Origin of the sequence: Variovorax guangxiensis, assembly GCF_003952165.1 — a bacterium.
GTDB lineage: Bacteria > Pseudomonadota > Gammaproteobacteria > Burkholderiales > Burkholderiaceae_C > Variovorax > Variovorax guangxiensis.
Genome location: NZ_RXFT01000001.1, coordinates 203,129 through 216,547, shown reverse-complemented (window position 1 = coordinate 216,547; position 13,419 = coordinate 203,129). Strand labels below are relative to the sequence as shown.

At 69.3% G+C, this 13,419-nt stretch carries 14 protein-coding genes; 10 read left to right on the top strand and 4 right to left on the bottom strand.

Features of this window, described 5'->3' with window-relative positions; all coding sequences use genetic code 11:
* The first annotated feature begins 79 nt into the window (after positions 1–79).
* Complete coding sequence (locus EJP67_RS01045) at positions 80–292, top strand: hypothetical protein (RefSeq protein ID WP_126018503.1); 213 nt, start codon at positions 80–82, stop codon at positions 290–292.
* 165 nt (positions 293–457) lie between these two features.
* Here EJP67_RS01045 and EJP67_RS01040 read toward each other — a convergent pair whose 3' ends face one another.
* On the bottom strand, positions 458–727 hold the full coding sequence (locus tag EJP67_RS01040) for a hypothetical protein (RefSeq protein ID WP_126018501.1): 270 nt from the start codon (positions 725–727) through the stop codon (positions 458–460).
* 264 nt (positions 728–991) lie between these two features.
* Between EJP67_RS01040 and EJP67_RS01035 the strand changes: the two genes are divergently transcribed.
* The 5 genes from EJP67_RS01035 to EJP67_RS01015 all read left to right on the top strand — a co-directional run bounded on the left by EJP67_RS01035 (position 992) and on the right by EJP67_RS01015 (position 7,334).
* Complete coding sequence (locus EJP67_RS01035; protein ID WP_165909528.1) at positions 992–2,680, top strand: alpha/beta hydrolase family protein; 1,689 nt, start codon at positions 992–994, stop codon at positions 2,678–2,680.
* Positions 2,681–2,758: 78 nt separating this feature from the next.
* Positions 2,759–3,715: a S1C family serine protease gene (locus EJP67_RS01030; protein ID WP_126018499.1), complete on the top strand. Its 957-nt coding sequence runs from the start codon at positions 2,759–2,761 to the stop codon at positions 3,713–3,715.
* A 67-nt stretch (positions 3,716–3,782) separates the two neighbouring features.
* Positions 3,783–4,628 (top strand): 3-deoxy-8-phosphooctulonate synthase, encoded by an 846-nt coding sequence (gene kdsA, locus EJP67_RS01025; protein WP_126018497.1) that lies wholly within the window; start codon positions 3,783–3,785, stop codon positions 4,626–4,628.
* Positions 4,629–4,775: 147 nt separating this feature from the next.
* A complete protein-coding gene (locus EJP67_RS01020) occupies positions 4,776–6,398 on the top strand; it encodes a methyl-accepting chemotaxis protein (RefSeq protein WP_126018495.1) in 1,623 nt (540 codons plus the stop codon).
* A 99-nt stretch (positions 6,399–6,497) separates the two neighbouring features.
* Positions 6,498–7,334, top strand: a complete 837-nt coding sequence (locus EJP67_RS01015) for an alpha/beta hydrolase (protein ID WP_126018493.1) — start codon at positions 6,498–6,500, stop codon at positions 7,332–7,334.
* Positions 7,335–7,349: 15 nt separating this feature from the next.
* Here the strand turns inward: EJP67_RS01015 and EJP67_RS01010 are convergent, their stop codons facing one another.
* The 3 genes from EJP67_RS01010 to EJP67_RS01000 all read right to left on the bottom strand — a co-directional run bounded on the left by EJP67_RS01010 (position 7,350) and on the right by EJP67_RS01000 (position 9,772).
* Positions 7,350–8,237, bottom strand: a complete 888-nt coding sequence (locus EJP67_RS01010; RefSeq protein ID WP_126018491.1) for a LysR family transcriptional regulator — start codon at positions 8,235–8,237, stop codon at positions 7,350–7,352.
* Between the two features lie 43 nt (positions 8,238–8,280).
* Positions 8,281–8,967 carry a cysteine hydrolase family protein gene (locus tag EJP67_RS01005; protein WP_126020333.1) on the bottom strand — a complete coding sequence of 229 codons (687 nt, stop codon included), beginning with the start codon at positions 8,965–8,967 and terminating at the stop codon, positions 8,281–8,283.
* A 157-nt stretch (positions 8,968–9,124) separates the two neighbouring features.
* The gene (locus tag EJP67_RS01000) at positions 9,125–9,772 is read right to left on the bottom strand and encodes a TetR/AcrR family transcriptional regulator (protein WP_165909527.1); all 648 of its coding nucleotides are present in this window, start codon (positions 9,770–9,772) and stop codon (positions 9,125–9,127) included.
* Positions 9,773–9,847: 75 nt separating this feature from the next.
* Here EJP67_RS01000 and EJP67_RS00995 point away from each other — a divergent pair, with 75 nt between their 5' ends.
* From EJP67_RS00995 to EJP67_RS00980, 4 genes are read left to right on the top strand one after another with little or no spacing between them, the layout of a single operon-like run.
* The gene (locus EJP67_RS00995; protein ID WP_126018487.1) at positions 9,848–10,384 is read left to right on the top strand and encodes a DoxX family protein; all 537 of its coding nucleotides are present in this window, start codon (positions 9,848–9,850) and stop codon (positions 10,382–10,384) included.
* Positions 10,385–10,442: 58 nt separating this feature from the next.
* Positions 10,443–11,663: a helix-turn-helix domain-containing protein gene (locus tag EJP67_RS00990; RefSeq protein WP_126018485.1), complete on the top strand. Its 1,221-nt coding sequence runs from the start codon at positions 10,443–10,445 to the stop codon at positions 11,661–11,663.
* A gap of 48 nt (positions 11,664–11,711) precedes the next feature.
* Positions 11,712–12,380, top strand: a complete 669-nt coding sequence (locus tag EJP67_RS00985; RefSeq protein ID WP_126018483.1) for a Vgb family protein — start codon at positions 11,712–11,714, stop codon at positions 12,378–12,380.
* Between the two features lie 17 nt (positions 12,381–12,397).
* The gene (locus EJP67_RS00980) at positions 12,398–13,183 is read left to right on the top strand and encodes a DUF899 domain-containing protein (RefSeq protein WP_126018481.1); all 786 of its coding nucleotides are present in this window, start codon (positions 12,398–12,400) and stop codon (positions 13,181–13,183) included.
* Positions 13,184–13,419: the final 236 nt, after the last annotated feature.

Sequence of the window (13,419 nt, the reverse complement as noted above, 5' to 3'; positions counted from 1 at the left end):
AAGGGGCGCGGCGCATGCGCAGCCCGAACGTCGTTCCAGGCCTACAGACAGAACCCCCGCGCCGCGCCAAGGTGGCGCCATGACACATCCCATCGAACTCACCATCGAGGAGCCGCTGCCGGGTGCATTTGTCTGGCAGCTGCTCGAAACCGACGATCAGGGAAAGCGCCCGCGCGTGCTGCGCAAGGCCTTCGAACCCGTGGAGAGCTACGAGCTGGCTCTTTCCTCGGGCCAGCGCGCCTTGCAAAGCGAAATCCGGCATCGCGCGCCGCACGGGGCAAGCGCAACCTGAGTGCGCAGCCGCGTCCGGCTTACGCCGGAGCGGCGCTCTTTTGTTCGGTTCTGTTCTGGCCTGGCGCCCATCTGTCGGGGCGCCGGATGCCCCGGGGTACGGCCCGAGCCGCCTCGCCCTGTCTCCGAGGTGCCCGCGCGTCGGCGGAAGGCCGGCGAGGCGATTTCAGGCGTGGAGCCCGAAATCCCTGATGGTGAGCGTGATGGCGCTGCCCGGGGTCGCCCTGTAGCGCGCGATGGCTGCGGGCTCTATGGCGTAGAAGTGCTCCTGGCACGCGTCGAGCAGGTGCTCGCCCATTACGCGGACGCCGAATTCGTCGTGCAGCGTTTCCTCGGAAATCTGCGCGAGTACACGCGGGCCGCCAGGGCCGTCGGGATAGAAGGCAAAGCGCACGCTCGCACTGTCGAAGCAGTAGATGCCTTCGAAATTCGTCATCTCTGATGTCTCCTTGCTGCCGCAATTCGCGATTCCGCGATTCGCTCGCGGGTCGGCGGCGATTGAGCGCGCACCGCGCGGCGGCGGGAGGGAGAAAGAAGCGCATGCGCATGCAGGAAACGTCCTACACGGATCGAGGCGCCATCTTTCACCCGGAAACGGCCATGGCTTGGTTTTCCGCGCGCCGATGCGGCGAAGATCGGGGCCTCCCGATTCGCACCTCGCTGCATGCTCTTTTCTCTCTCCGCCGCAAGGCCTGCCCCGATGACCGCAATCCTCACGCTGCCTGCCCGGCTCCGCCCGCGCAGCGTCGCGTCCGCCCTGGCCGTTGCCGCGCTCGCCATCCAGCTGGCCGCGTGCGGCGGCCCCAGCGAGGCGCAGCGCCAGGCGGCGGTGACCACAGCGCCGCCCACCGACTGCACGGCCTGGGTCGGCACCGACCGCAACGCGATGATGGGCGGCTACCTGCTGCCGAAGAATCCGAAGGACGCCAAGGGCCCCAAGGTCTGCGTGCCGGTGCTGATGACGGCCAACCACCCGCCGGCCGGCTACGCGGGCGGCAACTACTACATCGGCGAGTTCACCGACGACAAGCTCAAGGCCCGCTGGCGCGCCTGCAAGGAAGACCCGGCCTGCTTCAGGCGCATCGACGCGCAGATGCAGCGCTGGCTGCCGCCCAACAAGGAACGCGCCGCGCGCTCGACCGGCGTGGTCGACCCGTCGGGCCGGATCGATCCGGACAGCGCCAACGTCGACCTGAAGCAGATCCGCCGGCCGGCATTCTTCGCCAGGGCGCCCTACCGCGAAGGCATCGCCGAGGCCGATGCACGCACCTACGTGGTGGAGTTCACCGCGCCGCGCGACACCTTCGAGCGCATCGACCTGAAGATGACCGGCGACATCAAGCTGCGAGGCTGGTACATCGAGGGCGCCGGCATCGACGACGGCAAGGGGAAGAAGACGCGCGCGCTGGTCGTCATGGCGCCGGGCGGCGGCGGGCAGCTCACGGCCATCCAGCATCCCGACGAGGTGGCGTACCGCGTCGACCAGAAGACCGGCAAGACCGTGCCGGTGAGCTTTCCCAACGCGACCACCGAGACCATGGGCCAGCGCTGGTGGCGCGAGAACCTGTACGCGCTCAATCAGGCCGGCTTCGACGTGCTGGCCTACGACCGGCGCGGCGAGGGCCTCTCGGGGGGCTTCAGCGACACCAACACGCTGGAGCAAGGCGAGGACGTGTTCCGCGCGCTCACGGCGCTGGAGACCGGGCGCGGCCTGCGCATCCTCACGCCCAGGGGCGAACTGCTGGAAGGCGAAGCGACGCGGGGCCGGCTGCTGGCGGGCATGCCGGCCAGCGAGATTCCGCTGGTGCTCGGCGGCTACTCGCGCGGCTCGATGTCCACCGCCTGGGCCATGACGAAGAACTACGTCGCCCAGTGCAGCTTCGACATGCCCCAGCCCAACTGCACGCCGCCCAAGGGCCTGCGCAACATCCGCGGCGCGCTGCTGCTGTCTTCGTTCGCGAGCGGCGCGGGCTACGTGGGCGACTCGCCCGACCTGGCCGACCGCAACCTGTTCCTGGGCGGCATGGCGGCGGAGCACCACATCGTGTTCTATCCCAACTCGTCCACGCTCGCGGGCATGGACCGCTGGCCCGCCGCCTTCTTCGGCAAGGGCCTGTGGGACCGCGCCGAGACGCTGGAAGGCACGGTGGCGGCCTACAACCGCATCCGCGGCCTGAAGGAGATCGTGCTCGCGCGCGGGCCGCATTCCATCGAGACCTGGCCCGAATCGGACCGCGCCTACCTGCGAGAGCGCATGGTGGTGTTCGCCAGGGGGCTGATCGTCGGCGGGCGCACCATCCCCGGGGCGCGGCCGTGGAAGGACTTCAAGTCGCTGGTGGCGACCACGCCGGACTCGTGGGAGCCGTCGTCGCGGCCGAAGGGGCCCTGAGGCCGCGGCGCCGGGTTGAAAACCGGGCGCGCACCGCCACTTCCTTCAGGTTCAGCCGACCGAAAGAAGAGGTGCTCCATGGGCGCGCGCGACGAATTCATTCTTGACTCCTACTCGGCCACCGTCACGCAGGTGGCTCACACCGCCAGCGCGGCGGTCGCCCACATCAAGGTCCGGAAACCGGCCCAGCGCGGCAATGCCGTGGCCCACGGCAGCGGCTCCGGCTTTCTCTTCACCCCAGACGGTTTCACGATCACCAACGCCCACGTGGTCGAGGGCGCGGGCGAGCTGCGAGCCGCGTTCGCCGACGGCACCGAGAGCGTGGCGCGGCTGGTGGGCACGGATGCCTCCACCGACATCGCCGTGCTGCGCATCGAGTCGCACCCCAGTGCCTTCCTGCCGCTGGGCAGCTCGGCCGCGCTTCAGCCTGGCCAGCTGGCAGTGGCGGTCGGCAACCCGCTGGGCTTCGACTTCACCGTGACCGCCGGCATCGTGAGCGCGCTGGGCCGCAGCCTGCCCTCGCGCGGCGGGCGGATGATCGAGGACGTGATCCAGACCGACGTGGCGCTCAACCCCGGCAACTCGGGCGGCCCGCTGCTGGACAGCGCGGCGCAGGTGATCGGCGTGAACACGGCCGTGATCCCGTCGGCGCAGGGCCTGAGCTTCGCGGTGGCCATCGACACCGCCCGCTGGGTGGCCGGCGAGCTGATGCGCCACGGCGCCGTTCGGCGCGGCAAGCTGGGCGTGCAGTGCGCGGCGGTGGCCCTGCCCCGGCGCTGGGTGCGCGAGAACGAATGGCCGGTGGCCACGGGCGTGCGCGTGGTCGAGGTGGTGGCCGGCTCGGCCGCCGCGCGCGACGGGCTGCGCAGCGGCGACATCCTCATCGGCTGCGACGGCGTACCGCTGGCCCAGCTGTCGGACCTGCTCAAGCGGCTGGCGGGCGAGGGCTACGGCAAGCCGCTGCTGCTGAAGCTGCTGCGGCCGGTGGCGGGCACGCTCACGCCCTTCTACCTGACGGTGACGCCGGGGGGCTGAACCCCGGCCCGGCCGGCGCAACGACAATAGGCCCCTGCACCGAACGAAGCACCGTCAGGAGAAAACCGTGTCCACCGTCACCATCACCCCCAAAGTCGCCACCAGCAACGAGGCCCCCTTCGTCCTCTTCGGCGGCGTCAACGTCCTCGAATCGAAGGACCTCGCCATGCGCAGCGCCGAGGAATACGTGCGCGTCACGCAGAAGCTGGGCATTCCCTATGTGTTCAAGGGCAGCTTCGACAAGGCCAACCGCTCCTCCATCCACTCCTATCGCGGCCCCGGCCTCGACGAGGGCCTGAAGATCCTGCAGGCCGTGAAGGACGGCTTCGGCGTCCCGGTGATCACCGACGTGCACGAAGTCGCCCAGGCCGCGCCCGTGGCCGAGGTGGTCGACGTGCTGCAGCTGCCCGCCTTCCTGGCCCGCCAGACCGACCTGGTGGTGGCGCTGGCGAAGACCGGACGGGTCATCAACATCAAGAAGCCCCAGTTCCTGAGCCCCTCGCAGATGCTCAACATCGTCGAGAAGTTCAAGGAAGCGGGCAACGACAAGCTGATCCTCTGCGACCGCGGCACCTGCTTCGGCTACGACAACCTCGTGGTCGACATGCTGGGCTTCGGCGTGATGAAGAAGGTGTCGCAGAACCTGCCCATCATCTTCGACGTGACCCACGCGCTGCAGCAGCGCGAGGCCGGCGCCGCCGCATCGGGCGGCCGCCGCGAACAGGTGGCCGACCTGGCGCGCGCCGGCATGGCCGTGGGGCTGGCGGGCCTCTTCCTCGAAGCCCATCCCGACCCGGCCCAGGCCAAGTGCGATGGCCCGAGCGCACTGCCGCTGGACAAGCTGGAGCCCTTCCTCACGCAGATCAAGGCGCTGGACGACCTGGTGAAGTCCTTCCCGCCGCTGAAGATCTGAGTGGCGGGGCCGGCAGCCGGCCGGTGCTCCCGCAAGGCTTCATCAGAAGTTTTCTAAAGTTTTCAATTGATCGGCCGATAACCAGCGTTGGAGGGCAGCCCGAGGGCTGCCCTCCTTCCTCTCATTCCTGGTTTCCGGAGTTCGATCATGTTCCTGAGCAACGTCTCAATCGGCAAGCGCCTGGCCATCGTGCTGGGCATCATCCTGGCGCTGTTTCTCGCCACCAGCGCCGCCGCGGTGTGGAAGCTGCAGCAGCTCAGCCGCGAGATAGAGACCATGATCGAGGACAACGTGAAGACCGAGCGCGCCGGCTCCGACTGGCTGCGCCACACCACCGCCGGCGTGCAGCGCGCCGCGGCCATCGCCAAGAGCAGCGACGCCAGCCTGATCGACTACTTCGCGCCGGCCACGGCGGCGTCGATCAAGAACACCAACGAGCTGCAGAAGTTCATCGAGGAGAAGCTGGTACAGCCCGACGAGCGCGCCCTGCTCGAGAAGGTCGCGGGCCTGCGCAAGGCCTACCTGGCCGCGCGCGAGGAAGTGAGCAAGCTCAAGCTCGCGGGCGACCTGCAGGGCGCCAACCGCGTGTTCGACGCGCAGTTCCAGCCCACCTCGGTCAGCTACATCGCCGGCGTGCAGCAGGTGGTGGACATGCAGCGCGAGCATCTGGACGCCGCCGCCGTCCGCGCCAACGACCTGCGCGCGCAGACCGGCACCCTGCTGATCGTGTGCTCCGCCGTGAGCCTGGTGCTGGGCACCCTGCTGGCCTGGATGCTGGCGCGCAGCATCACCCGGCCGCTGCGCAGCGCCGAGGCCATCGCGCAGGCCATCGCCGAGATGGACCTGACCGGCAATCCCCAGGCCGCATACGCCGGCGACGAGACCGGCCACCTGCTGCGCGCCCTCGACCAGATGCGCACCGCCTTGCAGGGCTCGCTGGCGCAGGTGCACGGCGTGGTGGCGAACGTGTCGACCGCCAGCACGCAGATCGCCGTGGGCAACCAGGACCTGTCCTCGCGCACCGAGGAGCAGGCCAGCTCGCTGGAGCAGACCGCCGCATCGCTGGAGGAGCTGACCTCCACCGTGAAGCAGAACGCCGACAACGCGCGACAGGCCAACCAGCTGGCCACCTCCGCTTCGGAAGTGGCGGCGCGCGGCGGCAGCGTGGTGTTCCAGGTGGTGGAGACGATGGGCTCGATCAATGCCTCCTCGCGCAAGGTGGTGGACATCATCAGCGTGATCGACGGCATCGCCTTCCAGACCAACATCCTCGCGCTGAACGCGGCCGTCGAGGCCGCGCGCGCGGGCGACCAGGGCCGCGGCTTCGCGGTGGTGGCTTCCGAAGTGCGCAGCCTCGCGCAGCGCTCGGCAGCCGCGGCCAAGGAAATCAAGTCGCTGATCGGCGATTCGGTCGAGAAGGTCGAGGAAGGCAGCCGCCAGGTGGCCGACGCGGGCCGCACCATGGAAGAGATCGTCGGCAGCGTGAAGCGGGTGACGGACATCATGGGCGAGATCAGCGCCGCGAGCCAGGAGCAGACCTCGGGCATCGAGCAGATCAACCAGGCCGTCACGCAGATGGACCAGACAACGCAGCAGAACGCGGCGCTGGTCGAGCAGGCCTCGGCGGCGGCACAGTCGCTGCAGGAACAGGCGGGCAGCCTGTCGCGCATCGTCGGCAAGTTCAGGCTGGAGCAGCAGCATCGCCAGAACCACGCTGACGAGACCCCGGGCATCGGGGCCGGCCGCCTGCAGCTGATTGCGGCACGCTGAAAAGGAAAGAAAGAGAAACAGGCGAAAAGACCGGCAAGGGCTCCACACCGGAGAAAGAGGCGAAACTAGGCGCCAGCCTTTCTCCCCCCGGAGCCCAATTTGTCGTCATCCAAAGCCGCCCGCATCGCCCTCTCCGCCTCGGCCGCCGCGATCGGGAGCATCGCCGCCTACTGGACACTGCTCGCCACGCGCCAGGGGCACATCCTCTTCAACGCCCGCAAGCTGCCGGTCGTTCCGCTGTCCGACGATTTCTCGACCTACTCCCACACCGTGCCGGGCGGCATGGTGCGCGGCTATGTCTACCACCCGCAGGGAGAGGAGGCGCTGCAGGACCTCTTCATCTACTTCGCAGGCCGCGGCGAGGACGTGCGCGCCACCGCGCAGACGCTGCACTGGCTGCCCGAGGGCTTCGGCTTCGCGGCGGTCAACTACCGCGGCGTGGCCGACTCGCAGGGGCATCCGTCCGAGATCGCCTCGGTGCAGGACGCCTGCCAGTTCGCCAGGCACCTGCGCAAGGCCTTTCCCCACGCGCGCCTGCACGTGGTGGGCCGCAGCCTGGGCACGGGCGTGGCCATCCAGCTCGTGGCGCGGCAGGAGTTCGCGAGCCTGCAGCTGGTGACGCCCTACGACTCGATGCTGGAGGTGGCGAAGAAGCGCTTTCCGCTGGTGCCGCTGTCGCTGCTGCTGCGCCACCAGTTCAACTCGCTGGAGCACTGCAAGGAAGTCGCGGCCAAGACGCAGGTGCTGCTGGCCGAGACCGACGACGTGGTGCTGCCCGAGCGCTCGCAGAAACTCATCGCGGCATGGCCCACGCCGGTCAGCGTGACGACCGTGCCGGCTTCGGACCATCACAACATCATGGGCCTGGAAGCGACCTGGCTGCACCTCGTCGACTTCGCGCTGACCTCGGTGCTGCCGGAGCTGAAGGAAGCGTAGCCGGCCGCGCGGCCGCTACCGGTAGTGGCCCGCCATGAAATCGATGAAGGCGCGCACAGAGGGCTGAACATGCCGCGTGCGCGGATACAGCGCCGCATAGGTGCGCTGCCCCAGCGTGACCTCCGGCAGCACGCGGACCAGGGCGCCCGACTGCAGGTCGGAGCGCACCGTGTGCCATGTCAGCGCGGCAATGCCAAGGCCGCATTTCGCGGCCGAGTACAGCGCGGTGATCGTGTCGCAGGCGAAGCGCCCTTCCGGCTTGCATGACTGCTGCCGGCCATCGGGCATGTGCAGCGTCCAGTGCGCGGGACTTTCGGGCCCGTTGTGGAGCAGGCACTGGTGCTTCGACAACTCGTCCGCCTCTGCGGGAACACCGTGCTCCACCAGGTAGCGCGGCGCGGCGACAAGCACCATGTCGGAGACCGCCAGCGTCCTCGCCATCATCGAAGCGTCTTCCAGCCCATCGCTGATGCGCAGCGCGACGTCGATGCCTTCGGCGACCAGCTTCGTGAAGCGGTCGGTGCAGACCACCTCCAGCCGGATGCCCGGATGGCGCGACTGGAACGCCGGCAGCCACTCGGGCAGCTCGAGCGTCGCGATCGCCAGCGGCATGCTCACCTTCAGCGTGCCCGAGGGCGCCTTGCCATCGGCCGCGACATCCGCCTGCGCGGCATCGAGCCGCGAAAGGATGTCGGCGCAGGCGGCGTAGTAGCGGCTGCCCGCCTCGGTCAGCGTGATGCCGCGCGTGTCGCGCCGCACCAGCTGCGCGCCCAGCGATTTCTCCAGCGCCTGCAGCTGGCGCGAGAGGCTGGAGTGCGTCGTGTCCAGCGACTGGGCTGCCGCCGAGAGGCTCTTCGCCTGCGCGATGCGTTGAAAGGCACGCATCGCCTTGACCTGATCCATGCGCCGCCCTCCCGCGGGTACTTCAGAAGCCGCGCATTTTCCGTCAGGCGACCGGCAGGGCCAGGATCTGCGAAGTGCTCAGCACGTCGCCGAAGGTGTCCTCGATCTCGGCCAGCGCCGCGCGGTGCAGGCTGTCGTGCGACACGGTGTCGCCGTTCTCGCGGCGGATCGCGCGGGTGGCGGTGGCATCGGAAGACACGACCACGTCGAAGCCCTGCGGCCCTGCGTCGCGGGCGGCGCCGGCCACGCAGGCATGGGTCATCAGGCCGGCGATCACCAGCGTCTGCACGCCGGCCGAGCGCAGTTGCTGCGCGATGTCGGTGCTCGCGAAGACACTGACGGTGGTCTTCTGCACGACCTTGTCGCGCGAGCGGGGCTGCATCTCGGGGTGGAAGGCGACGGTCTTGCCGTCCCTGGCGAAGGTGGCTGCGCCTTCGGGGGCGATGTGCTGGATCTGGAAGACGGGCATCGCGTGCTGGTCGGCCCAGGCCAGCAGGCGCCTGGTCTGGGCAGCGGCGCGCGCGCCGTCGGCAATGGGCATGCGGCCGGTGAAGTATTCGTTCTGGAAGTCGATCACCAGCAGCGCCGTCGCGTTGCGGCGCAGTTGCTGTATCGGCTTCGCGCCCAACATCGCGCGGATGGTGGGCGTGGGCAACGGCTGCGTTGTTGCAGCCGCTGCCGCCGAGCCGCCGACGATGCCGGCCGCACACGGCGCGACGAGCACGCCCATGAGTCCGCGGCGGGAGAGTCCTGATGAGAAAGACATGTTTGCTGTTCCTGTAGGTCCATCGAAATCGATGGGGGAAAGTCTAGGAACGGCCTTCCTTCACGCCTAGGCGGGCGCAGCGACAAGTGTTGTGCGGGATGCGCACAGCACCCCGGGGCCATCAGCATGAGGCAGTGTTCGCCGCAATTCCGTCGAGCAGCACATCGAGCGCCTGCCCGGCGCTGAGCATCAGGGTGTCGATCTGCGCATCGGGCGTGCGCATCACGCCCACGCCCAGCAATGCCGAGAGGCCATGCACCATCGCCCAGCAGGTGTGCGAAAGCTGCCGGGCATCGCCCTCGCGGAAGGTGCCATCGGCCTGACCGTCGCCCACCAGCTGGAGCAGCTGGTCGAAGAGTCGCGCGCCGGCCTGCACCAGCCCTTCGTTCGAGCGCGATTGAGCTACCGCGCCGAACATGTGGGCCAGCAGCCGCGGCGACCTCAGCCCGAAGCCGACATAGGCGCTGCCACAGGCCTTGAGCCTCGAACGGGCGCCGGCGGGAGCCGCGTCGATCGCCGACTGGCAGGCCGCCTGCATCTCCTCGAAGCCCTGCAGCGCCACGGCCTCCATCAGCGCGCGCTTGTCCTGGAAATGGCGGTACGCGGCGGTGTGCGAGACGCCCACGGCCTTGGCCATCTCGCGCATCGAAAGGCCGTCGAGGTTGTCGCGCTCCATCTGCTCGCGGGCATAGGCAAGAAGGCCCGCCTTGAGATCGCCATGGTGGTACGAAGAGGATGATGATGAAGAGGAAGACGAGTTCGTGCTCATCGGTAATGCCCTGATGTTGACAGTGGAAACTATACGCCCGCACAATGTTTCCACTGTAAACACACGTCGTCCGTCATGAGCTTTCTCTTCTTCATCTCCTCCTTCGGCGTGATCGCCTGGGCGGTGTCCCATCTGCTGAAGCGCCCGCTGGGCCTGCGCGCCGCCATGCGCTGGGGCATGGGCCTCGGCTTCCTGTTCACCGGCGTCGACCACTTCGTGAGCGCCTCCACGCGCTACGCGCCGATGATTCCCGACGCCCTCGCCGGGCACGCACTGGCCTGGGTCTACCTGACCGGCGTTGCGGAGCTTGCCGGCGGACTGGGCCTGCTGGTCCCGGTGCCGGTCTACCGGCGCCTCGGCCTGCCCAACCTGCAGCGGCAGGCGGGCATCTGGCTCTCGGTGATGCTGGTCTGCGTGGTCAGCGCGAACATCAGCGTCGCGCTCAAGGGGCAGACGGTGCAGGGGCTGGAGTTCGGCGCGTGGTACTTCTGGATCCGGCCGCTGTTCCAGCCCGTTTTTATTGCCTGGGCGCTGTATTGCTCCGGTGTCTGGCCCCGGCAGGCACCGCAGTCGCGCGTGCCGCAGCCGAAGAACGGGAAGCTCGCGGCCTGAAGCGGCAAAGCAACACAACCTGTCAACGCGGAGGCCGCCATCAAGATAATCCGCCTCCATGGACTCCCTCATCGCCGCCTCCGCCCGCGCCCTTGCCGCGGGCGATGCGCTCGGAGCGCTCAAGCGGGTCGCCCTGCGCGACGATCCGCCGGCGCTGGCGCTGCGCGGCATCGCGATGGCCCAGCTCGGCGAGCATCCGCGTGCGCGCGAGTTGCTGCGGCGCGCCGCGCGCGGCTTCGGTGCGCATGAGGAGCTTTCGCGCGCCCGCTGCATCGTCGCCGAGGCCGAAGTCGCCCTGGCTATGCGCGACCTGGGCGGATCGACACGCTCGCTGGCGCATGCCGCCACCGCGCTCGAATCGCACGAGGATCACGCCAATGCAGTGCAGGCCCGGCTGATCGCGGCGCGCCGCCTGCTGCTGCTGGGCCGGCTCGAAGACGCGGAGGCGGCCCTCGCTCATCTCAACACGCGCGGCCTGCCACCCTCGCTGACGGCGGTGGCCGAGCTTGCGACGACAGAACTGTCGCTTCGCTCATTGCGCATCACGCCTGCGCAGGCCTCGCTCGCCCGTGCGCACGAAGCAGCGGTTCGCGCGCGCGTGCCGGCCCTGCTCGCAGAAGTCGCCGAGGCCCAAGCCGCCTTCGAGCGCCCCGCCGCCCGGCAGGTCGGCTCCGGCGGCGAGCAGCCGCTGCGCCTGGGCGAAGTCGCCGCCCTCCTCGCCTCGGACACGCTGGTGGTCGACGCCTGCCGCCGTGGCCTGGGCGCCGGCGATGCGTGGCGGCCTCTGGCGCGGCGGCCGGTGCTGTTCTCGCTGGCACGCTCGCTCGCCGAGGCATGGCCGGGCGATGTCGATCGCGAGGCGCTGATCGAAAGCGCCTTCCGCACCCGCCACCCCGACGAAACGCATCGCGCGCGCCTGCGCGTGGAGATAGGCCGGCTGCGCGCGCTCGTCAAAGCGATGGCGAGCATCGAGGCCACGCCGCGCGGTTTCGTGCTCCGGCCGCAGGGCGAGCGCGGCGTCGCGGTGCTGGCACCGCCCATCGACGGCGAACAGGCCTCACTGGCGGCGCTGCTTTCCGATGGCGCCGCATGGTCCACCTCGGCCCTCGCGCTGGCGCTGGGGGCCAGCCAGCGCACGGTGCAGCGCGCGCTGGTCGAGCTGGAGGCGCAGGGCCGGGTGCGCTCCATCGGCAAGGCCCGGTCGCAGAAGTGGCTCGCGCCGCCGCTGGCCGGATTCACGACGATCTTGTTACTCCCCGCTGCGCTGCCTATTGAATAGAGTTGGCTCCAGGCGCCTGTCCGGGGCGCTTCACACAAGGAGCCAACGATGAGCAGCAAGACAGGCAAGAGCCATCCCACGGTACGCGCCGCCGAGATCGTGCGCGAATACGGCCCGTTCGGCGGTGCCGGCCAGGTCCACGGCGTGACCCACGACGGCCGCCGCGTATGGGCCGCCACCGGCGCGAAGCTGGTGGCCTTCGACCCCGCCAGCGGCGAGGCCAGCCAGACGCTGGACGTGCCCTGCGACGCCGGCACCGCCTTCGACGGCAAGTACCTCTACCAGATCGCCGAGTCGCGCATCGACAAGATCGACCCGGCCACCGGCAAGGTGCTGGCGTCGATCCCCTCGCCCGGCAACGGCTACGACTCGGGCCTGACCTGGGCCGAGGGCAGCCTGTGGGTGGGCCAGTACCGCGACCGCAAGATCCACCAGGTCAACCCCGAGACCGGCGCCGTCGTGCGCACCATCGAGTCGAACCGCTTCGTCACCGGCGTGACCTGGGTCGACGGCGAACTCTGGCACGGCACCTGGGAGGCGGAGGAAAGCGACATCCGCCGCATCGACCCGCAGACCGGCGCCGTGCTCGAGCGGCTCGAAATGCCGCGCGGCGCGGGCGTGAGCGGGCTCGAGTCCGACGGCGCCGGTCTCTTCTATGCCGGCGGCGGCGCCAGCGGCAAGGTCCGCGCGGTGCGCCGCCCCCAGTCCAGCCACTGACCCAGGAGCCATCCATCATGAACACCACGACCATCGAGAGACCCGAAACGACGAACCATCGCGTCGTCTCCAGCGAGCAGTGGCTCGCGGAACGCAAGGCATTCCTTGCACGCGAAAAGGAACTGACACATCTGCGCGACCAGATCGCCCGCGAGCGCCGCGCGCTGCCGTGGGAGCGCGTGCAGAAGAACTACGTCTTCGACACGCCCGAGGGCAAGCGCACGCTGGCCGATCTCTTCAAGGGCCGCAGCCAGCTGCTGGTGCAGCACTTCATGCTCGGCCCGGACTGGGAGCAAGGCTGCCAGAGCTGCTCCTTCATGGCCGACCACACCGACGGCATGAACGTGCACCTCGCGCACCGCGACATCACGCTGGTGGCCGTCTCGCGCGCGCCGCTCGCGAAGATCATGCAGTTCCGCGAACGCATGGGCTGGCGCTTCGACTGGGTGTCGTCGCACGGCAGCGACTTCAACCTCGACTTCCACGTCAGCTTCACGCCCGAGGAGCTGGCCACCGGCGAGGTCTACTACAACTACGGCAAGCTGCCCTTCCCGCACGACGAGGCGCCCGGCATCAGCGCGTTCTACAGGAACGAGGCCGGCGAGGTGTTCCACACCTACTCGACCTTCGGCCGCGGCGTGGAAGTGATGATGGGCGCCTACAACATGATGGACCTCATGCCCAAGGGCCGCGACGAGCGCGATGTGCCCTACAAGATGGACTGGGTGCGCCACCACGACCGCTACGAGTCGCAGACGGAGACGCCCGCCATCGGCGCGTGCTGCTGCGACAGGCAGGCCTGAGGCGCGAACGGCGGCAGCTTCGACGCGTGAAGGCGACGACATCATGGCAAGCCTCTGGCCATGGCTCGCGGTCGCGGGAGTCGGCGCGCTTCACGGGCTGAATCCCGCCACCGGCTGGGCCTTCGCCGCCGCTTCGGGCCTGCGCTCGCACGACCGTTCGCGGGTGCTTCGGGCCCTGGTGCCGATCGCCCTCGGGCATGCCGCTTCCGTAGCACTGGTGGCCGGCGCAGTCGTGT

What these genes read in the sequence shown, in the direction of transcription:
- EJP67_RS01030 (WP_126018499.1), top strand. Translation starts at nt 2,759, where the DNA reads ATGGGCGCGCGCGACGAATTCATTCTTGACTCCTACTCGGCCACCGTC.
- EJP67_RS01020 (WP_126018495.1), top strand. Translation starts at nt 4,776, where the DNA reads ATGTTCCTGAGCAACGTCTCAATCGGCAAGCGCCTGGCCATCGTGCTG.
- EJP67_RS00985 (WP_126018483.1), top strand. Translation starts at nt 11,712, where the DNA reads ATGAGCAGCAAGACAGGCAAGAGCCATCCCACGGTACGCGCCGCCGAG.
- EJP67_RS01005 (WP_126020333.1), bottom strand. Translation starts at nt 8,967, where the DNA reads ATGGGCGTGCTCGTCGCGCCGTGTGCGGCCGGCATCGTCGGCGGCTCG.
- EJP67_RS00990 (WP_126018485.1), top strand. Translation starts at nt 10,443, where the DNA reads ATGGACTCCCTCATCGCCGCCTCCGCCCGCGCCCTTGCCGCGGGCGAT.
- EJP67_RS01040 (WP_126018501.1), bottom strand. Translation starts at nt 727, where the DNA reads ATGACGAATTTCGAAGGCATCTACTGCTTCGACAGTGCGAGCGTGCGC.
- EJP67_RS00995 (WP_126018487.1), top strand. Translation starts at nt 9,848, where the DNA reads ATGAGCTTTCTCTTCTTCATCTCCTCCTTCGGCGTGATCGCCTGGGCG.
- EJP67_RS00980 (WP_126018481.1), top strand. Translation starts at nt 12,398, where the DNA reads ATGAACACCACGACCATCGAGAGACCCGAAACGACGAACCATCGCGTC.
- EJP67_RS01045 (WP_126018503.1), top strand. Translation starts at nt 80, where the DNA reads ATGACACATCCCATCGAACTCACCATCGAGGAGCCGCTGCCGGGTGCA.
- EJP67_RS01035 (WP_165909528.1), top strand. Translation starts at nt 992, where the DNA reads ATGACCGCAATCCTCACGCTGCCTGCCCGGCTCCGCCCGCGCAGCGTC.
- EJP67_RS01000 (WP_165909527.1), bottom strand. Translation starts at nt 9,772, where the DNA reads ATGAGCACGAACTCGTCTTCCTCTTCATCATCATCCTCTTCGTACCAC.
- EJP67_RS01010 (WP_126018491.1), bottom strand. Translation starts at nt 8,237, where the DNA reads ATGGATCAGGTCAAGGCGATGCGTGCCTTTCAACGCATCGCGCAGGCG.